The organism is Streptomyces sp. NPDC045026, assembly GCF_056432625.1.
The window spans coordinates 136,388-155,049 of record NZ_JBWKIS010000003.1 but is presented as its reverse complement, the minus strand read 5'-3'; the positions used below and the strand labels follow the sequence as shown (position 1 = coordinate 155,049).

Sequence of the window (18,662 nt, the reverse complement as noted above, 5' to 3'; positions counted from 1 at the left end):
CGCTCATTCAGTCACGGAGTGTCATGCTGCGGCCAGCTCCCTGCGGGCGGTGCGTCGACGCGCGGCGACGGCCGGATCGAGCGCCGGCACGGCGGCGAGCAGCTGCCGGGTGTACGGGTCCTGCGGCGCTCCGTAGACCTCGTCCACGGTGCCGTGCTCGACGACGCGCCCCTTGCGCATGACGGCGACCCGGTCGCTGACCTGGCGGACGACGGCGAGGTCGTGGGCGATGAAGACGAGGGCGAGGCCCAGCTCGTCCTGGAGTTCCCGCAACAGGCCGGTGACCTGGGCCTGGGTCGTGACGTCGAGGGCGGAGACCGCTTCGTCGCACACGATGATGCGCGGCTCGGCGGCGAGCGCGCGGGCGATCCCGACGCGCTGGCGCTGGCCGCCGCTGAACTCGTGCGGATAGCGCCCGTAGTGCGCCGGGTCGAGCCCGACGCGCTCCAGGAGTTCCTCGACCCGGCCGCGCACCTCTTTGTCGCCGCGCGCCCGCAGCGGGTCGGCGACGGACTCCCCCACGCTGCGGCGGGGGTTGAGGGAGGAGACGGGGTCCTGGAACACCATCTGCACGCCGGCGTCGGCGTGCGCCCCTGGGACCCGTAGCTGCCCGGATGGGACCCGTACCTGCCCGGACGTCGGTTCGAGGAGCCCGACGAGCATCCGCCCGAGCGTCGTCTTGCCGCTGCCGCTCTCGCCGACGATCCCGAGGGTCTCGCCCCGGCGCACGGCCAGGGAAACCCCGTCGACGGCTGCGACGGCGCGCTTGCCGCGCCCGAACTCCCGTCGCAGGTCGACCGCTTCGAGCAGGACGTCGCCCGAAATGTCCGCACGCGGCAGGCGGGGAGCGTCGACGCGGGGGACGGCGCCGAGCAGTTCCTTCGTGTACGTGGCGGAGGGCGAGCCGAGGACGTCGGCGACGGCTCCGCGCTCGACGGCGCGGCCGTGCCGCATCACGAGGACGTCGTCGACGCTCTCGGCGGCGACGCCCACGTCATGGGTGACGAGGATGAGGCCCATGCCGGTCTCCTGGCGCAGTCCGTGGAGCAGGTCGAGGATCTGCGCCTGGACGGTGACATCGAGGGCGGTGGTCGGTTCGTCGGCGACGAGGAGGGCGGGTTCGCAGGCCAGGGCCATGGCGATCAGGGCGCGCTGGCGCATGCCGCCGCTGAACTCGTGGGGGCGTGAGCGCGCGCGGCGTGCGGCGTCGGGGATGCCGACCCGGTCGAGCACTTCCACGGCACGCGCGCGTGCGGCGCGCCGGGACGCCTTGGAGTGCACGCGGTACACCTCGGCGATCTGGTCGCCGACGGCGTAGTACGGGTCGAGGGAGGACAGCGGGTCCTGGAAGACCATCGCGGCCGTCCCGCCCCGCAGCCGCCGCAGCGCCTCGTCGTCGGCCTCCTGTACGTCGGTGCCGGCGATCCGCACGGACCCGGTGACGCGGGCGCCGGTCCCCCGGTGGAGGCCGAGGAGCGCGGAGGCGACGGTGCTCTTGCCGGATCCGGACTCGCCGACGATGCCGAGCGCCGCGCCCTCCTCCAGGCGGAAGGAGAGCGTGTCGACGGCCCGCAGGTCCCCGAACTCGACGGTGAGGGCGTCCACTTCGACGAGGCTCATGACAGGACCACCCGTCGGTCGGCCACCGCGTACAGGACGTCCGCGACGGCATTGGCGAGTACGACGAAGAAGCCGGTGACGAGGACCATGCCGACGACGACCGGCAGGTCGACGACGTTGACGGCGTGCACGAGTTCGCGGCCGAGGCCGGGGATGCCGAACAGGGTCTCGCTGAGCACGGCGCCGCCGAACATGGAGCCGAAGTCGTTGGCGTTCAGGGCGATGACGGGGGCGACGGCGCCGCGCAGGGCGTGCCGTCCGATGATGGAGCGTTCGCCGACCCCGTAGGCGCGGAAGGTGCGCACGTGGTCCTCGGCGAGGGTCTCCAGCATGGAGGCGCGGGTGAGGCGCGCGTACTTGGCGGCCTCGATGAGGGCGAGCGACAGCCAGGGCAGGAGCAGGTTCCACGCCCACTGTTCGGGGTCGTCGGTGAAGGGCACGTACTGCGGAAAGGGCAGCCACTGGAGCTGTCCGCAGACGACGATCATCAGCAGCAGGCCGATGACGAAGACGGGCGTGGCGGTGCCGGCGAGGGTGATGCCGGTGAGGATCCGCTCCGTGGGACGGCCGCGCCGCCATGCGGACAGGACGCCGGTGCCGACGCCGAGGATCAGCCACAGCACCATGGCGCCGAGCGCGAGCGAGGCGGTGGCGGGCAGCTTGGTGAGGATCAGCTGCGTGACCTGCTGGTCGGTCTGGTACGAGAAGCCGAGGCAAGGGGCGTCGCAGTGCTGGAGCGCGGTGCCGGTGGAGAAGTCCGTTCCCACGAAGATGCCCTGGAGGAAGTGCCAGTAGCGCAGGTACAGCGGGTCGTCGAGCCTCAACTGGTCGGCGACCTGCTGCACTTGGGCGGGCGAGCAGCGGGGGCCGCAGCTGATCTGGGCGACGTTGCCGGGGGCAGCGTAGAAGACGACGTAGATGATCACGGAAATGGCGAGGAGGGTGACGGCGGCGCCGATCGCCCTGCGCAGCAGGAAGCCGGTCATGCGCGGGCCTCCCGCTTGCGGCCCGTGCCGATGCGCAGGCGGGACGCGGCGCGCGGGTCGAGCGCGGTGCGTACGCCGTCGCCGAGGACGGTGAACGCGAGCACGGTCACGAAGAGCGCGCCGGCGGGCAGCAGTAGGTACTGCGGTGCGGCCTGGTACCAGACGTCGGCGGCGGTGAGCATCTGTCCCCAGGACGGTGTGGGCGGTTTGACGCCGACGCCGAGGAACGAGAGGGCCGCCTCGACGGTGACGTTCGTCGGGACGAGCAGGGACGCGTACGTGATGACGGGTGCGGCGAGCGACGGGAGGAGTTCGCGGCGGGCGATCTGCCAGGTCGGCCAGCCGCTGAGCCGGGCGGCGGCCACGAAGTCGCGTTCCTTGAGGGTGATCGTCTGGGCGCGCACGATCTTGGCGGTGCCGCCCCAGGCCACGAGCCCGATCACCAGGGCGACGAGGACGGGCCGGGGGAAGCCGCTGGGCACGATCGTCATCAGGGCGAGCGCGAGGATCATCAGGGGCAGCGCGACGATGACGTCGGTGGCGCGGCTGAGGATCTGGTCGACCCAGCGGTTGCCGAGCCCGGCCGCGATGCCGACGGTGACGCCGAGCAGGACCTGCACGAGGGTGGCGGCCAGCGCGACGCCGAGGGAGACCCGGGCACCGTAGACGAGTCGGGTGAACAGGTCGCGGCCGGTCTGCGGTTCGATGCCGAGCCAGTGCTCGGCGCTCACCCCGCCGAACGGGCCGACGGGCACGCCGCCGCGCGCGGAGTCGATGAGGTGGGGGTGGTACGTGTTCGGGTCCTGGCCCTCGATCAGCGCGAGGAGCGGGGCCCCGAGCGCTATCAGGACGAGCAGGGCGACGACGGTCGCCGCGACGAGAGCGGCGCGCTGCGTGCGCAGGCGCCGCCAGAACTGACGGGCTCCGGAGACGGGGGCGGACGCCGTCAAGGCGCCCGCCCCTGCGGTCTCCGGGGCCACAAGTGCCTCGGTCATCGCGTCACTTCACCGAGACCTGCGAGATGTCGAGCACGCCGGTCCAGTCGCTGATGACGATGTTCTTGACGTCCGGTCCGTACAGGCGCTTGTACACGGGGTGGAACAGCGGCACGGTCAGCGCCTGCTCCCCGATCTTCTTGTCCAGTGCACCCCAGCGCTTGGCGGCGGCGTCAAGATCCGTCAACTTGTTGATCGAGTCGATCTCGTCATTGACCGACTTGTCGTTGAGGAAGCCGGTGTTGAAGTTGGCGCCGTCCTTGACGATCTGCCGGCCGTCGAAGATCGGGGCGAGGAAGGGGCCGCCGGAGGGCCAGTCGGCTCCCCAGTGCGCGAGGAAGAAGCCGGGTTCCTTCTTGGCGCTGTGCGCCTTGTCCCTGTAGTCGTTGTCCTCGAGTCCCTGGAGCTTGACGGTGATGCCGGCCTTCTTCAGGGCGTCCTGGAGGGCGGTGGCGATCTCCGGGCTGGTCTCGAAGTCCTTGGCGTCGGAGTGCGTGAGGGTGACGGTCAGGCCGTTCTTGTAACCGGCCTCCTTGAGCAGCTCCCTGGCCTTCTTCGCGTTGCCCGAGGCGCCGGCCGGGAAGTGGTCGTACGCGGTGTAGCCGAAGGACTTCTGGTTCGGCAGGTACGTCGTCGCGGGCTCGGCGAGCGAGGAGCCGCCGGCGGCGTTGATCACGGACGAGCGGTCGACAGCGTACGAGATCGCCTGGCGCACCTTCGGGTTGTCGAACGGCTTCACCTTCGGGTTGAAGGCGATGTAGTTCGTGTAGCCGAAGTGGCCGGTGCCGACGCGGGCGGCGAGCTTCTTGTCGCCGCTGACCTTGGCGAGTTCGGCGGGGCCGAGGTTGGTGTCGGTGGTGACGGCGGCGGCGTCGGCGCCCTGACCTGCGGAGAGCCGCTGGTTGATGACGGACGAGTCGAGGCCGGAGCGGACGTCGATCCTGTCCGGGTAGGCCTTGCGCTCCTCGTCGGTGGTCGCGGACCAGTGCGTGTTGCGCGCCAGGACGAGCCGCTCGCCGTCGTTCTCGTTCTTGACGACCTTGTAGGGGCCGGACGAGACGGGGTGCTCCTCGTACTTCGTGCCGGTGTCCTTGGCCTGGGGCACGGGCGTGAACTGCGTCTGCGTGGCCAGGAAGGGGAACTCACCCTCGGGCTTGTTCAGGTGGAAGACGATGGTCCGGTCGTCCGGCGTCTCGATCGAGTCGAGGCCCTTCTTGTCCTTGTAGGGGCCCTGGTAGTCGGCGCCGCCGATCAGCCAGTCCCTCAAGTACGGTGCTCCGCCTGAGAGTTCGGCGGCGAACGACCGCTCGATGCCGTACTTGATGTCGGCGGACGTGATGGGCGAGCCGTCCTCGTAGGTGACGCCCTTCTTCAGGGTGTACGTCCATACGGTCGCGTTCTTGCTGGGCTTGCCCAGGTCGGTGGCGAGGTCGGGGACGACCTTCGCGCCCGCTGCGCCGTCCTCGCGGTTGCGGGTGGTCAGCGTGCGGAAGACGAGCGAGGGGACGTTGCCGCCGCCGGAGGTGTAGAGCCGCGCCGGGTCGAAGTCGGACTGCGGGATGGAGTTGAGAACGGTGAGGGTTCCGCCCTTGCGCGGCTTGGCGTCGGAGCTCCCCCCTGCGTCGCTGTCCTTGGGCCCGGCGCAGGCGGCGGCGCCCGCGGCGAGGACCACGCTGACGGATGCGGCGGCCACGCGGCGCGCTATGACGGACGGTTGACGCATCGGAAATCGACCCCTTGGGGAATGTGCGCTGCGCAGGGCAGCAGAGGGCAGGCAGGGAAATGCGCAGAACTCGCCCGAGGCACGTCGACAGCCGGAAACCGCGAAACCGGAAACCCTGAGAAGAAATAAGGGTGGATACCGGAAAGGGGAGATTAAATGCGACGCAGCACGCCAGGGGCGGGCGTCAGCAACAGTGCACGTCGGCGACGCACAGCGCGGTCACGCCGATGAGCGTGAGCTCAATGGCGGTGCGCGAGGATGCGTGGCGGTGCGGCATGCGGAGAAATATGAACGAACTTTCGCCGGATGTCAAAGCGGCATCAGCGCCTGCGGATCAACTCTTCGGAAAGGCCCAGGGGTTGGGCTTGCAGGTGATTCCGTCGAAGGTCAGGAACTTGGTCTGCTGCTGCATGACGGGCGCCAGCGTGCCGTTCTTCGTACAGGTCACGTGGTTGAACCCGAGCCGGTGCCCGACCTCGTGGTTGATGAGCATCTGCCGGTAGAGATGGATCTTGTTCCCGTACGTCTTCGACCCCTGCGCCCAGCGATAGGCGTTGATCATGACTCGGTCGGTGGCGGCGGAATCGCAGGACACATTGTCCTCGGTCGTGTCGAGTCCGGATTTCTCGCACCAGACACCGGTGGTCCCCGGACTGGCGAGCGTGATCACGAAATCTGGCTTTCCAGAAGAAATCCGCTCGAAAGTCCTGCCGCCGTCATGGGCCCAACTGCGGTCGTCATTGAGGGTCTTCTGCACGGCCTGCGCGAAGAGCGCGCCGTCGAGCCCGAGCCCGTTCTCGACGTCGATCCGGTACCGGAACTTCTCCCCCTTGCCCGGCGCCTTGTCGAATCCGGGCACCGCCGTGAACTTCCCGGACCCCTTGAGCTTGGCGGACAGGGGGTACGTCTTGCCCATCTTCTGGTCGTACGTCAGCGGGGTGACGGGCCGCGCCTTGCCTCCGGGCGTGGCCCGGTTGTCCGAGCGCGACGCCGACCCGGTCGTCGACCGCTTGCCGGGTCCGCCCGCGGACTGCGCGTGGGCGTCGGCCCCGTCGCCGCGCCCCTGGACGACGTGCCCGGCGACGACGACGGCGAGCACGGTGGTCACGGCGGCGGCCGCGATGCCGGTGTACGTACGGCCCTTGCGCCGCTTGTCGCCCGGTTCCTCGCCCTCGGTGAACTCGGCGGACTCGGTGGACTCGGTGAACTCGCCGAAATCCGCGGCGAGTTCGCCGCTCTTCTCGTCCCAGTCGGTGACGTCGGCGTAGGGATCGGAGGGGAGGGCGGGCGAGGCGAAGGCGTCTACGTAGTCCTGTCGCGGCCTGCTCCGCGGCGTCGGCACGACCGGCGCGGCCGCATACCCGACCCCCATCCGGGTCTCACCGCGGGCGCCGCCCTCGAACTGCTCGGGATGCCCACCCCGCACATGCGGAACGCCGTGCGCGGGCGTGCCCTGCGGGAACCCGTGGGATGGCGTCACACGGGGCGACCCATGAGCCGGAGTCCCCTGCGCCGGGAAGCCGCGAGGCGGAGTCGCCTGCGGGAAGCCGTGTGCGGGAGTCGCCTCGGCGAACCCACGCGACGTGGGCCCCTGCGGCGGAGCCGCCTGCGGAAAGCCGTGTGCGCCGGTCGCCTCGGAGAACCCACGCCCCGGCCCGGCGGTCGGCGGCGCGCCTCGGTCGCGGTACGGGGAAGGCCCCGGCTGCGCCTGTCCGCGCGCAGGGCCCTGGGGCACCTGCCCTCGCGGAGCGGCCTGCTGGGCCTGGGGTCCCGGGGTGGTGGGACGTGGGGCATCGGGGGTGCCGCGTCGGCGACGGCCGCGGCCTGCCGCGACCGCCTCCGAGTCATCACCCAGTGCCGGCGCCGGCGCCGGCCCCTTGCGGCTATGCCGTCCCACTCGCCGCCTCAGCTCCCCGCCCGCTCGTCTCGTCGCTCTCGGTCAATTCCCCTGCGTCGGCGAGGAGTTCACGCATCGCCGTGGCCACTGTCTCCGGATACTCCATCATCGCCACGTGCCCCGCGTCCGGCAGCGTCAGGAGCCGCGAGGAGCGGAACGTCCGCGCGGCCCGCGCCGCCATCCGGTAGGACACGAGCTGATCGCGTCCACCGTAGACGAGGAGCGTCGGTGCGAGGACACGTTCGGCCTGACGCCACAGCCCATGCTGCCCGCCGAGGGTGTACGCGTTCACGACGCCACGCGCCGAACGGGCCATCGCGTCCCAGAAATACGGCAGTTGAAGCCGCCGCTCCATCTCCTCGACGGCGGCCTCGTACCCCTCGGGGGTGACCCGGTCGGGATCCCCGTAACAGAGTGCGGTGACGCCGCGCACTCGCTGCTCGGCGGTCCAGTCCTTGGTGAGGCGGGTGAAGAGCGAGGCCACGCCGGGTACGGCCAGCAGTGCGGTCGGGACCGCCGTGCGCTGCACGCGGATCTCCGGCAGCGCGGGCGACACGAGCGTGAGGGTGCGCACGAGATCGGGCCGTGCGGCCGCGACCCGTGTGGTGATCGCCCCGCCGAGGGAGTTGCCGACGAGATGGACGGGCCCGCGGCCCGCCGCGTCGAGGTGGCGGATGACGGCGCGCGCATGGCCGGTCACCGAGTAGTCCCCGTCGTCCGGCGGCGGCGAGTCACCGAACCCGGGCAGGTCGAGCGCCTCGCCGTCGACGACGTCCGCGAGGAGCGGCATCAGGGCCGACCAGTTCTGGGAGGAGCCGCCGAGGCCGTGCACGTACAGCGCGGGCGGCAGCCCTTCGTGGGTGCCGGGGCGGGAGCGGATGGTGAGCGTGAGCCCCGGGAGGCCTACCGAGCCGAGCCGCTCGCCCTCCGCGACCCTGACGGTGGCCGGCTTGGGCGCCACGGCCGCGACAGCGGCAGGCACACGCGGCGACTCGGTCGAAGACATGCGGGATATGTTACGAGACGATCACGCAATGGATCGTGTGTTCGCCGTCACAGATCGCATCGCGCCCCGTTCCGGTGTCTCCTACGCTCAGATCTGGGCACCCGCCCACATGAGGACGTACAAGGACACATGAGGGAAGGGAGCCGCCATGACGGTCGACCCATCCGACCCCGACACATTCGAGGCGCAGGAGGATGACGCGGAGTTCGGCGTCGAGGCCCCTGAGGCGGACGCGGCCGAGCAGCTCACGGAGCTGTCGCCGCACCGGGAGGACCCTCCGTCGGACGCGGACCCGGACGCCGCGAACGAGGCGGACCGCGCCGAACAGGCCCGCGTAGTGGATCTGGACGAGGACGACTATCGGTGACCTGCCCGCATTTGCCCGCATGCGGACGGTTTCCATAGCTGTCCGGTCCGTGAAATTGTGCGTTCGCAGCGCGCACACCACGGTTACCGAAAAGTACGATGGCGAAGCGGCGCATACCGCAACGGACAATCTTGGGAGGCGGCGTGACAGCCATCGAGCAGACAGAGGCAGCGCGCCCTCGGGGCACGCGCCTGCCGCGCCGTGCCCGACGTAACCAGCTCCTGGGCGCGGCCCAGGAGGTATTCGTCGCGCAGGGCTATCACGCGGCGGCCATGGACGACATCGCGGAGCGCGCGGGCGTCAGCAAGCCGGTGCTCTACCAGCACTTCCCCGGCAAGCTCGACCTCTACCTGGCCCTGCTCGACCAGCACTGCGAGGCGCTCCTGCTGGCCGTGCGCACGGCCCTGGCCTCCACGTCCGACAACAAGCAGCGGGTCGCGGCCACGATGGACGCGTACTTCGCCTACGTGGAGGACGAGGGCGGCGCGTTCCGCCTGGTCTTCGAGTCGGACCTGACGAACGAGCCCGCGGTGCGTGAGCGGGTGGACCGCGTCAGCCTGCAGTGCGCGGAGGCGATCTCCGACGTGATCGCCGAGGACACCGGCCTGTCGAAGGACGAGTCGATGCTGCTCGCCGTCGGCCTCGGCGGCGTATCGCAGGTCGTGGCGCGCTACTGGCTCTCCAGCCGGTCGACGATCCCGCGCGACAAGGCCGTGCAGCTCCTGACGTCCCTGGCCTGGCGCGGCATCGCCGGCTTCCCCTTGCACGGCAGCGACAACCACTGAGAACCACTGAGAACCGCTGACAACCACTGACGACCCGCGGCGCACGGCGGCGCACCTGTTCACGGGCTTGTTCGCTCCTGGCGTGCACCGTGGACGCCGGGTAGGTCCCCTCACCGGGCTAATGTGTGCTGGGTACGGCGCGGTCGCCCGCGCACATCACGGATCGTCGGAGGGACAAGGCCGTGGAGGTCAAGATCGGCGTGCAGCACACGCCCCGCGAGATCGTTCTGGAGAGCGGCCAGACCGCCGATGAAATCGAGAGCGCGGTGTCCGAGGCGCTGTCCGGCAAGGCGCAGCTGCTGACTCTCGTGGACGAGCACGGCCGCAAGGTCCTGGTGCCGGCCGAGCGCCTGGCGTACGTGGAGATCGGTGAGCCCGCGGTGCGCAAGGTGGGCTTCGGCCCGGTGTAGAGCCACACGCGCGGAGCACGGAAGACATACGGGAAAGGCCCGGTGGCAGCTGCCACCGGGCCTTTCCCGTGCCTGTTCCCGACGCCCCGGCCTTCACAGCGCGAGCACAGCGAACCCATACGGGGAGGATTGCATTCCGCGGCCCGGGGGTACACCGGTCAAGACCGATTTGCACCCCGGCCCATGCGGGAGGGACTCCACACGATGCTCTTGGAAGCGCTCGGCTCCGCCTTGCTCGGCCTCGGCCTTGCCTGGGCCGCGACTGTCCGCCTGCCCCGCCGGCTTCCGCCGCGGGCGCTCGTACTGCCGACAGGAATCGCGGGTGCGCTCTTCGGGGCATTTCTGACCCACACCGCGCTCGGCTCCGGCCACTTCCTCGCCACCCTCGGCGGTGCGGTCGTCGTGGGCGCGGCGTTCCTGTCGCTGCTGCTCCGCCCCGCTGCCAGGGTCCGCCGGTCGGCGCCGGCCTGATCCGAACGAGAGGCACCGGGCCGTGACCGACCGGTGGTGACGCGGCCTCAGGCCGCGAGCCCCAGCGCGGCCATCCGCTTGGTGTGCGCCTCGGTGATCCGCGAGAACATCCGGCCGACCTCCGCGAGGTCGAAGCCGTCGGCCACGCCGCCGACGAGCATCGTCGACAGGGCGTCCCGGTCGGCGACGACCCGCTGCGACTGCGAGAGCGCCTCGCCCATCAGGCGTCGCGCCCACAGCGCGAGCCGCCCGCCCACGCGCGGCTCGGCCTCGATCGCGGCCCGCACCTTCTCCACGGCGAAGCTGGCGTGCCCGGTGTCGTCGAGCACGGCGAGGACGAGGGAGCGGGTGTCCGAGTCGAGTCGCGCCGCGACCTCGCGGTAGAAGTCACTGGCGATCGAGTCGCCGACGTACGCCTTGACCAGGCCTTCCAGCCAGTCCGACGGCGCGGTCTGCTTGTGGAAGCCGTCGAGCGCGGCGACGAAGGGCTCCATCGCGTCGGTCGGCTCGACGCCGATCGCCGAGAGCCGGTCGTGCAGCTGCTCGAAGTGGTGGAATTCGGCGGACGCCATTTTCGCGAGCTCGGCCTTGTCGCCGAGCGTCGGCGCCAGCTTCGCGTCCTCGGCGAGCCGCTCGAAGGCGGCCAGCTCTCCGTACGCGAGTGCGCCGAGCAGATCCACCACCGCTGCGCGGTAATGGGGGTCGACGGATGCCTTCGCCCAGTCCTGGGCGGCGATTCCGGTGGGTTCGGCGGCTGCGGCGGCGGTATCGGGCGTCTCCATGAAGCGCACAATAGCTCGCCGACCGCCGCACGGAAGTCCCTGGTCAATGACTGTGACGACGACTACGTGACCAATTCGGCCATCGCACATGCGCGATTCCGGGGTATGGTGGTAAAGAGCCCGCCGGGTACGAGCAGCACTTTCACATGTCTGTTTGTGCGCGTTTCGACGGGCCTCATGAATGAGGATGCCCGGTCGGTGGCCCGATCGGCTCCGACCCGACAGCCCTCCGGGCGGTACGTCACACGACGTACGGCAAGAGGAGGGAATCCCTCAGCGGTACGAGCGCTCGAGCGTCGGCAGTGGTCCCGCGTCACCCGGCCCGCCCGCCTCTCGCTGGCGACCGGCGATCAATCGGCACGGTCACGACCCCCGCGTTCGCCTCGCACCGCGTCTCACAGAAGAGGCAACACCCTGACTACGCAGCAGCTTTCCACGTTCCGAGAGCTCGGGATCCTTCCCGAGACCGCCGAAGCCCTTGAGGCCGTCGGCATCATCACCCCCTTTCCCATCCAGGAGATGACGCTCCCCGTAGCGCTCTCCGGCACCGACGTCATCGGCCAGGCCAAGACCGGCACCGGCAAGACGCTCGGCTTCGGGCTTCCGCTCCTCGAGCGCGTCACCGTCCCCGCGGACGTCGAGGCAGGCCGGGCGAAGCCCGAGCAGCTGACCGACGCCCCGCAGGCACTCGTCGTCGTCCCCACCCGTGAGCTGTGCCAGCAGGTCACGAACGACCTGCTGACCGCCGGCAAGGTGCGCAATGTGCGCGTCCTCGCCATATACGGCGGCCGTGCCTACGAGCCGCAGGTCGAGGCCCTCAAGAAGGGCATCGACGTCGTCGTCGGCACCCCGGGCCGTCTTCTCGACCTCGCGGGCCAGAAGAAGCTCAACCTGAAGCACATCAAGTCCCTCGTCCTCGACGAGGCCGACGAGATGCTCGACCTGGGCTTCCTGCCCGACGTCGAGAAGATCATCAACATGCTTCCGGCGAAGCGCCAGACGATGCTGTTCTCCGCGACGATGCCCGGCGCCGTCATCGGCCTGGCCCGTCGCTACATGTCGCAGCCGACGCACATCCGCGCCACGTCGCCCGACGGCGAGGGCGCGACGGTCGCGAACACCTCGCAGCACGTCTACCGCGCGCACAACATGGACAAGCCGGAGATGGTCGCGCGCATCCTGCAGGCCGAAGGCCGCGGACTTGCGATGATCTTCTGCCGCACCAAGCGGACCGCCGCCGACATCGCCGACCAGCTGCAGAAGCGCGGCTTCGCGTCCGGCGCCGTCCACGGCGACCTCGGCCAGGGCGCGCGCGAGCAGGCCCTGCGGGCGTTCCGCAACGGCAAGGTGGACGTGCTCGTCTGCACCGACGTCGCCGCTCGCGGCATCGACGTCGAGGGTGTGACGCACGTCATCAACTACCAGTCCCCCGAGGACGAGAAGACGTACCTGCACCGCATCGGCCGTACGGGCCGCGCGGGCGCCAAGGGCATCGCGATCACGCTGGTCGACTGGGACGACATCCCGCGCTGGCAGCTGATCAACAAGGCGCTGGACCTGAAGTTCCCCGACCCGGTCGAGACGTACTCGTCGTCTCCGCACCTCTACGAGGAGCTGAACATCCCGGCCGGCACCAAGGGCGTGCTGCCGCGCGCCGAGCGCACCCGGGCCGGTCTGGCCGCCGAAGAGGTCGAGGACCTCGGCGAGACCGGTGGCCGTGGCGGGCGCGGCGGCCGTGGTGGCCGTACGGCCGCTCCGGCTCCCGTCGAGGAGCGCGAGCGTGAGCCGCGTCCGGCGCGTACGACGCCGCGTCGCCGTCGCCGTATCCGTAACGGCGAGCCGGTGGCCGCACCGACGGTGAACGAGCCGAGGACGGCTCCCGCCGAGCCGGTGGCCGCCCGCGAGGCCGCGGACGCCACGGTGGTCGAGCCGCGTTCGCCGCGTCGTCGCCGCCGTACCCGTGCGGGCGCCGCTCCGGAGGCCGTCGTCGAGACCGCCGCCGTCGCGACGGCCGAGGCTGTCGCCGACACGGTCGAGGCGACCGAGGTCGCGGAGACCAAGCCGAAGCGCACCCGCAAGGCCGCCGCCCCCAAGGCTGCCGAGGAGGCCGCCGACACCGCTGAGGCGACGGTCCCGAGGCCGCGCCGCCGCACCCGCAAGGCCGCACAGCCCGTCGTGGACACAGTGGACACGGTCGAGGCCGCCGTGTCGGTCGAGGCGCCTGCCGAGACCAAGCCCAAGCGCACCCGCAAGGCGGCGCCCAAGGCCGAGGCCGTGGCGGACACTGTCGAGGCGACCGAGGTCGCGGAGACGAAGCCGAAGCGCACCCGCAAGGCTGCCGCCCCCAAGGTGGCCGCCGAGACGGTCGTCGCCGAGGCGGCCGAGACCAAGCCGCGCCGCCGCACCCGCAAGGCCGCGGAGGCCGTGGTGGACACGGTCGAGGCTGTCGAGTCGGTCGAGGCGCCCGCGGAGACGAAGCCGAAGCGCACCCGTAAGGCCGCGGCCCCCAAGGCGACCGCCGACGCGGCCGCCGAGGTCACGGAGACGAAGCCGAAGCGCACGCGCAAGGCCGCGGCCCCCAAGGCCGCCGCCGAAGCGCCCGCCGAGGAGGCAGCCGCCAAGCCCCGCCGCCGCACCCGCAAGGCCGCGGAGCCGACGGAGAGCTGAGCAGGACCACGTAACAAGCCCGATGGCCCGGCGCCCGCGAAAGCGGGGCCGGGCCATCGGCGTTCACGGTCACGATCACGCACGTCGCAAAGAGCAGTGCTCCCTCCCCGAATGACCCGCGGCGGCCCTGCGGTTAGCCTCGTCGCATGAGTCGGCCTCCCGCATTCGTCCCGCCGCCCGGCGCCGTCGCCCACGCTCTTTCGACCGAGCGCGGCGACTTCGCGGCCATCAGTGCCGGTCCGCGGGAGGCCGGGCACACCGGCACCGCGCTCCTGCTGCCCGGGTTCACCGGCAGCAAGGAGGACTTCATCGCCCTGCACGTGCCGCTCGCCGCCGCCGGGTACCGCACGGTCGCCGTGGACGGCCGCGGCCAGTACGAGTCGACGGGCCCGCTGCACGACGAATCCCCTTACGCACAGCGGGAGTTGGCCCGCGATGTGCTCGCGCAGGCGGCCGCTGTGGACGACGGGACGCCGCTGCATCTGGTGGGCCATTCGCTCGGCGGCCAGATCGCGCGGGCCGCCGTGCTGATCGACGCGACGCCTTTCACCTCGCTCACCCTCATGTCCTCGGGGCCGGCCCAGATCTCGCCGTCGCAGCAGGAGCGCGTCAAGCTGCTGCGCGACGCGCTCGCCGTGCTCGACATGGCGCAGGTGTGGGACGCGATACAGGCGCTCGACGCACCGGAGGAGACGGACGCCCCCGGAGCGGGCGCGGACGACGCCGGCGCCCTGCGGCACCGCTGGCTGCTCAACAGCCCGGCGCAGCTCATCGCGACCGGCCGCCAGCTGTGCACGGAGCCCGACCTGGTCGACGAACTGGCGGCCGTCCGGCTGCCCAAGCACGTCCTGTCGGGCGAACGCGACGACACCTGGCCGGTGCAGCTCCTGGACTCCATGGCCGTACGCCTCTCGGCCCGCAGGACCGTCATCGCGGGCGCGGAGCACTCCCCGAACACGGACCGCCCCCTGGAGACCGCGGCGGCCCTGGCCGAGTTCTGGGACCTGCACCCGCCCGTCGTCTAGGGTCTTCCGTTCGGACTAGTACTGCGCCTGGAGGTGGCTCCAGAAGCCGTCCCGCAGGGCGCGCCGCAGGTCGGACTGTCCGCGCAGCGAATACTGCAGCAGCGCCTCCGCCTCGACGAGCAGTTCCTGGTCGACGGGGCCGGGCAGATACGGGTGCCCCGGCAGCAGCTCCACCAGCGACTCCCTGCCGCGCGCGGCGAGCCACTTCGCGGCGACCTGAGCGCCGACGAAGCGCACGTCCTCCCGCGAGGGGCGGGGCGTGCCCGTGTTCTCGTACGTCGCCGTGGCGGTGCGCCGGGACACGTACGGCTTGAAGAACGCCAGGTCGAACGTGCGCTGGCTGTCGACCTCCCACAGGAGCGGGTCCGCCTGGTTGCGGCCCTCCGGCGCCTCGATGCCCCACAGGTGGACGCGTGCGCCGTAGCCCTGCGCGGCCTCGACCGCGGAGACGAGGTCCTCGTCCCCGCCGATGAGCGCGGCGTCGCTGATGGCGCGGTGCCGGGCGAGCGACTCGAGGTCCGTGCGGATCAGGGAGTCGACGCCCTTCTGCTGGTTGTGGGCGTTGAGGTTGCCGAGCCTGACCTTGACGTCGGGCAGCTCGGCGATCGACTGCTGTTCGTTCGTGTGGATGCGGCGCCGGGCGCCGTCGTACCAGTAGACGCGCAGCAGCCGGCTGTCCGCGAAGATCGTGCGGGCCTTGTCGATGAGGGCGTCGACGATCCCTTCGGCGTCCAGGTCGAAGGCCCTGCGGTCCTCGGTCCCGGTGACGAGGCGGCCGGCGGCGGCGTAGAGGTATCCGGCGTCCACGAAGATCGCGTGGGTGGACGGGGTCTTGGCCACTTCGGCGAGCACGCGCTTGAGCAGCTCGTTCGTACGGTCCAGCTCCGCGCGGATGGCCGTCAGGTCGTCGTTCATATGCGCCCATTGTCCCGGCCGTCACGCTGCGAACACAACCGGTCCCGCTACCCGTGGGTAATTAGTCTCGCGAAAAATTTCCTTAGCGTAGGGAATGTTTGCTGGGGGCAACCCGTTGAACCCTATGAACGCGGGGCACTGAAGCCACGCAATCCACTCTTAACGGTCAGGCAACCGCCTGGCCGTACGACGGGGCAAGACTGTTGACCCGTACCAGTAGTTCTCCTCCGGAGGATGACCAGACGAAGGGAGAAGCGGTTATGCGCTTCGAAATCATGCGACTCGACGATGTCGACGGAACCGCCGTGGACAGCACCGTCGTGGACGCCGCCTCCGTCAACCGGATCGTTCAGCAGGCGGCTGCCATCGGGCAGCGCCTCTACATCCGCCCGGCCGAGTCGCCGGCCTCGTAACGCGACGACGACTCCTGATACACCGTTCGCACATCGAATAACACGCTGAATACGCTTCTCAATACGCTTCAGAGCCCCCGTACGGGATCCGTACGGGGGCTCTTTTGCGTGCGCGGGGCGGGGCTCGGCGTCGGAGGTCTCGGCGTCAGGAGCCCTGGATCACCTGGGTCACGCCGTTGATAATCTGCTGCACCGCGATCGCGGAGAGCATCATGCCCGCGAGGCGCGTCACCAGGACCACGCCGCCGTCCTTGATGACGCGGATGATCAGCAGCGAGTAGCGCATCACGAACCACAGGACGACGTGGATGGCGACGATCGCCGTCCACACCGACATCTGCGTCGCGGCACTGTCCGCCTTCTGCACGGCGAGGATGACGGACACGATCGCGCCGGGGCCCGCGAGCAGCGGCATGCCGAGCGGCACGAGCGCGACGTTCACGTCCTTGGTCTGCTTCGGTTCGTCGGTCTTGCCGGTGAGCAGGTCGAGCGCGATGAGGAGCAGCAGCAGTCCGCCCGCGATCATGAGCGCGGGGACGGAGACATGCAGGTAGTCGAGGATCTGGTGGCCCAGGAGCCCGAAGACCGCGATGACGCCGAAGGCGACACAGACGGCCTGGAAGGCCATCCGCTTCTGCACCTTGGCGGGCCGGCCCGCGGTGAGCGCGAGGAAGATCGGGGTGATCCCAGGGGGGTCCATAATCACGAATAGCGTGAGAAAAAGGGATCCGAAAACAGCGACATCAAACACGGGTGTGGCCTTGCGAGTGGGGTCCGCGGGATCAGCCGGGACGCGTCGTGCGTGGGGGTGCGGTGCGTGAGCCCGCACCGGGGCATGGGAGAGGCGGCCCGCCGGATCGCGGCAGGGCGCGGGCTACGCGGCGGTTCCGCCGGCGCCGGGTACGGGAAACGCCCCGGTGGCCCGGCGCGTGATTTCCCCGTACACCTCGGGGTCGGTGGTGAACTCGCCGAGTACGCAGGTCTTCCGGCTGCCGTGGTAGTCGGAAGAGCCCGTGGCCAGGAGGCCGAGGTCGGCGGCGAGGCCGCGCAGGCGGACCCGCGTGGCCGGATCGTGGTCCATGTGGTCGGTCTCGATGCCGTCGAGTCCGGCCGCGGCGAGGTCCGCTATCGCCGACTCGGGCACGACCTGTCCGCGCTTGGCGGCCGCCGGGTGCGCGAAGACGGTGACCCCGCCCGCGGCCTTGACCAGGCGGATCGCGTCGAAGGGGTCGAGTTCGTGCTTGCCGACGTACGCGCGGCCGCCGTCGGCGAGCCAGTCGGGCGTGAAGGCGTCGGAGACGGATCCGACGACGCCGAGTTCGACGAGGGCCTCCGCGACGTGCGGGCGGCCGACGGACCCGTCGCCGGCGATGCGGGCGACCTGTTCCCAGGTCACGGGCACGCCGAGGTCCTGGAGCCTCGCGACCATGCCCTGCGCGCGCGGCACCCGGTCGTCCCGTACGAGCTCGCGCTCACTCAGCAGCTCGGGCTCGTCGGGGTCGAAGAGGTAGGCCAGCATGTGCAGGCCCACGCCGTCGAGGCGGCAGGAGAGTTCGGCGCCGGTGACGAGCGTGAGTCCGGCCGGCAGCGCGGCCATGGCCTGCGCGTACCCGCGGCTCGTGTCGTGGTCGGTGAGCGCGACGACGTCCAGACCGGCGGCGGCCGCGTTACGCACCAGCTCGGCCGGGGTGTCCGTGCCGTCGGAGGCGGTGGAGTGGGTGTGCAGATCGATGCGCACGCGCGTACTCCAGGCTCTGGACGGACGGAAGGGGACGCTCAAGGATAACGGGGATCCGGAGCGCCCCCGTCACCCTCGTCCCCCCAGGTGACCCCTTACGACAGGATGCGCGGCGACAGCGCGCCGCACGGCAGCAGATCGACCTCGGCGCCCGCGTCGCGCAGGTCGGTCAGGACCAGCTCGTCGTACATCAGGAGCCCGGTCTGCTCGGGCCACACGATCGCCCACACCCACAGGCCGCGCGCCTCGCCCGCGAAGACCGCGCGGTCGTCGGGGGTGCCGGAGACGTGCCACATCGGGGTGGGCCGTCCGGCGGCGAGGATCTTGGCCTGGGGCGGCTTCCCGATGGTCATGTACGGGCCGGGGTCGGGGCCGTCGATGCCCGCGTAACGGGCGCCGAGGCCGACGCCGAGCTCCTCCGCGACGATCAGCAGCTCCCCCGCACCGCCGAGCGGTCCGGGGCCCGAGCACGCCACCGCGGTCGCCCTGCCGCCCGTGCGGTCGTCGCCCGCGCTGGCCACTCCGGTGAACAGCCACCCGACGGGCAGCGGCCATGGCATCCACACCGGCACCTGGGCGCGGTGCACCACGACACCGAGCGCCTCGACACTGGGCGGGATCACGGGCTGCATCGGATGCACCGTCCCGTGCTCGTCGCACTGCCAGGAGTCGGAAAAGAGGCCGGGAGCCCTGACCCGGCCACCACACTTCGGGCAACTGGGTTCGCCCCTCATAAGGCCCAACGGTCCTCCCCGTCTCCCGCTCCGTCAAGGACGATCACCCGTCCGGAGGGAGACAGAGGAGTTGCGCTGGAACAGCGGGCGCGCATCGAGTAGCCCAAGGCAATCTCTCGGCACCCACC

19 protein-coding genes are annotated in these 18,662 nt (G+C 70.8%); 7 read left to right on the top strand and 12 right to left on the bottom strand.

Translation table 11 applies throughout. The features are described from left to right. Window positions 1-21: 21 nt before the first annotated feature. The 7 genes from AC07EJ_RS08110 to AC07EJ_RS08080 form a co-directional block, all read right to left on the bottom strand. Window positions 22-1,620 carry a dipeptide ABC transporter ATP-binding protein gene (locus tag AC07EJ_RS08110; protein ID WP_389478572.1) on the bottom strand — a complete coding sequence of 533 codons (1,599 nt, stop codon included), beginning with the start codon at window positions 1,618-1,620 and terminating at the stop codon, window positions 22-24. Then, the gene (locus tag AC07EJ_RS08105; RefSeq protein WP_389478571.1) at window positions 1,617-2,606 is read right to left on the bottom strand and encodes an ABC transporter permease; all 990 of its coding nucleotides are present in this window, start codon (window positions 2,604-2,606) and stop codon (window positions 1,617-1,619) included. Before AC07EJ_RS08105 ends, AC07EJ_RS08110 begins: the two co-directional genes overlap by 4 nt. Further along, window positions 2,603-3,601, bottom strand: coding sequence for an ABC transporter permease (locus tag AC07EJ_RS08100; protein WP_478883958.1), 999 nt, complete (start codon window positions 3,599-3,601; stop codon window positions 2,603-2,605). Before AC07EJ_RS08100 ends, AC07EJ_RS08105 begins: the two co-directional genes overlap by 4 nt. Window positions 3,602-3,605: 4 nt before the next feature. Then, window positions 3,606-5,324 (bottom strand): ABC transporter substrate-binding protein, encoded by a 1,719-nt coding sequence (locus AC07EJ_RS08095; protein ID WP_389478569.1) that lies wholly within the window; start codon window positions 5,322-5,324, stop codon window positions 3,606-3,608. Window positions 5,325-5,508: 184 nt separating this feature from the next. Then, window positions 5,509-5,601 carry an Ms4533A family Cys-rich leader peptide gene (locus AC07EJ_RS08090; RefSeq protein WP_362903788.1) on the bottom strand — a complete coding sequence of 31 codons (93 nt, stop codon included), beginning with the start codon at window positions 5,599-5,601 and terminating at the stop codon, window positions 5,509-5,511. 57 nt (window positions 5,602-5,658) lie between these two features. Then, the gene (locus AC07EJ_RS08085; protein ID WP_478883957.1) at window positions 5,659-7,221 is read right to left on the bottom strand and encodes a DUF3152 domain-containing protein; all 1,563 of its coding nucleotides are present in this window, start codon (window positions 7,219-7,221) and stop codon (window positions 5,659-5,661) included. Continuing rightward, window positions 7,208-8,227, bottom strand: a complete 1,020-nt coding sequence (locus AC07EJ_RS08080) for an alpha/beta hydrolase (RefSeq protein WP_389478567.1) — start codon at window positions 8,225-8,227, stop codon at window positions 7,208-7,210. Before AC07EJ_RS08080 ends, AC07EJ_RS08085 begins: the two co-directional genes overlap by 14 nt. Window positions 8,228-8,375: 148 nt before the next feature. Between AC07EJ_RS08080 and AC07EJ_RS08075 the strand changes: the two genes are divergently transcribed. The 4 genes from AC07EJ_RS08075 to AC07EJ_RS08060 all read left to right on the top strand — a co-directional run bounded on the left by AC07EJ_RS08075 (window position 8,376) and on the right by AC07EJ_RS08060 (window position 10,260). After that, complete coding sequence (locus AC07EJ_RS08075; protein WP_393584613.1) at window positions 8,376-8,594, top strand: hypothetical protein; 219 nt, start codon at window positions 8,376-8,378, stop codon at window positions 8,592-8,594. 143 nt (window positions 8,595-8,737) lie between these two features. Beyond that, window positions 8,738-9,379, top strand: a complete 642-nt coding sequence (locus AC07EJ_RS08070) for a TetR/AcrR family transcriptional regulator (RefSeq protein ID WP_362903781.1) — start codon at window positions 8,738-8,740, stop codon at window positions 9,377-9,379. 182 nt (window positions 9,380-9,561) lie between these two features. Then, window positions 9,562-9,789 (top strand): DUF3107 domain-containing protein, encoded by a 228-nt coding sequence (locus tag AC07EJ_RS08065; RefSeq protein WP_389478563.1) that lies wholly within the window; start codon window positions 9,562-9,564, stop codon window positions 9,787-9,789. 204 nt (window positions 9,790-9,993) lie between these two features. Next, the gene (locus tag AC07EJ_RS08060) at window positions 9,994-10,260 is read left to right on the top strand and encodes a hypothetical protein (RefSeq protein WP_389478561.1); all 267 of its coding nucleotides are present in this window, start codon (window positions 9,994-9,996) and stop codon (window positions 10,258-10,260) included. A gap of 47 nt (window positions 10,261-10,307) precedes the next feature. Here AC07EJ_RS08060 and AC07EJ_RS08055 read toward each other — a convergent pair whose 3' ends face one another. Continuing rightward, complete coding sequence (locus tag AC07EJ_RS08055) at window positions 10,308-11,042, bottom strand: ferritin-like fold-containing protein (RefSeq protein ID WP_389478560.1); 735 nt, start codon at window positions 11,040-11,042, stop codon at window positions 10,308-10,310. Window positions 11,043-11,561: 519 nt separating this feature from the next. Between AC07EJ_RS08055 and AC07EJ_RS08050 the strand changes: the two genes are divergently transcribed. Together AC07EJ_RS08050 and AC07EJ_RS08045 are read left to right on the top strand one after the other, a co-directional pair. Beyond that, window positions 11,562-13,709, top strand: a complete 2,148-nt coding sequence (locus AC07EJ_RS08050; RefSeq protein ID WP_478883956.1) for a DEAD/DEAH box helicase — start codon at window positions 11,562-11,564, stop codon at window positions 13,707-13,709. Between the two features lie 146 nt (window positions 13,710-13,855). After that, complete coding sequence (locus AC07EJ_RS08045) at window positions 13,856-14,734, top strand: alpha/beta fold hydrolase (protein ID WP_389478557.1); 879 nt, start codon at window positions 13,856-13,858, stop codon at window positions 14,732-14,734. A 15-nt stretch (window positions 14,735-14,749) separates the two neighbouring features. On the opposite strand, the gene AC07EJ_RS08040 is transcribed toward AC07EJ_RS08045, so the two are convergent. Then, entirely contained in the window at window positions 14,750-15,649 is a 900-nt protein-coding gene (locus tag AC07EJ_RS08040; RefSeq protein WP_389478556.1) for an NYN domain-containing protein, read from the bottom strand. Between the two features lie 260 nt (window positions 15,650-15,909). Between AC07EJ_RS08040 and AC07EJ_RS08035 the strand changes: the two genes are divergently transcribed. Then, window positions 15,910-16,062: a hypothetical protein gene (locus AC07EJ_RS08035; RefSeq protein WP_165914635.1), complete on the top strand. Its 153-nt coding sequence runs from the start codon at window positions 15,910-15,912 to the stop codon at window positions 16,060-16,062. A gap of 145 nt (window positions 16,063-16,207) precedes the next feature. Here the strand turns inward: AC07EJ_RS08035 and AC07EJ_RS08030 are convergent, their stop codons facing one another. The 3 genes from AC07EJ_RS08030 to AC07EJ_RS08020 all read right to left on the bottom strand — a co-directional run bounded on the left by AC07EJ_RS08030 (window position 16,208) and on the right by AC07EJ_RS08020 (window position 18,534). Continuing rightward, complete coding sequence (locus AC07EJ_RS08030; RefSeq protein ID WP_389478554.1) at window positions 16,208-16,813, bottom strand: MarC family protein; 606 nt, start codon at window positions 16,811-16,813, stop codon at window positions 16,208-16,210. Between the two features lie 123 nt (window positions 16,814-16,936). Beyond that, window positions 16,937-17,800 (bottom strand): PHP domain-containing protein, encoded by an 864-nt coding sequence (locus AC07EJ_RS08025; RefSeq protein ID WP_389478552.1) that lies wholly within the window; start codon window positions 17,798-17,800, stop codon window positions 16,937-16,939. A 95-nt stretch (window positions 17,801-17,895) separates the two neighbouring features. Further along, window positions 17,896-18,534: a DUF6758 family protein gene (locus AC07EJ_RS08020; RefSeq protein ID WP_389478550.1), complete on the bottom strand. Its 639-nt coding sequence runs from the start codon at window positions 18,532-18,534 to the stop codon at window positions 17,896-17,898. Window positions 18,535-18,662: the final 128 nt, after the last annotated feature.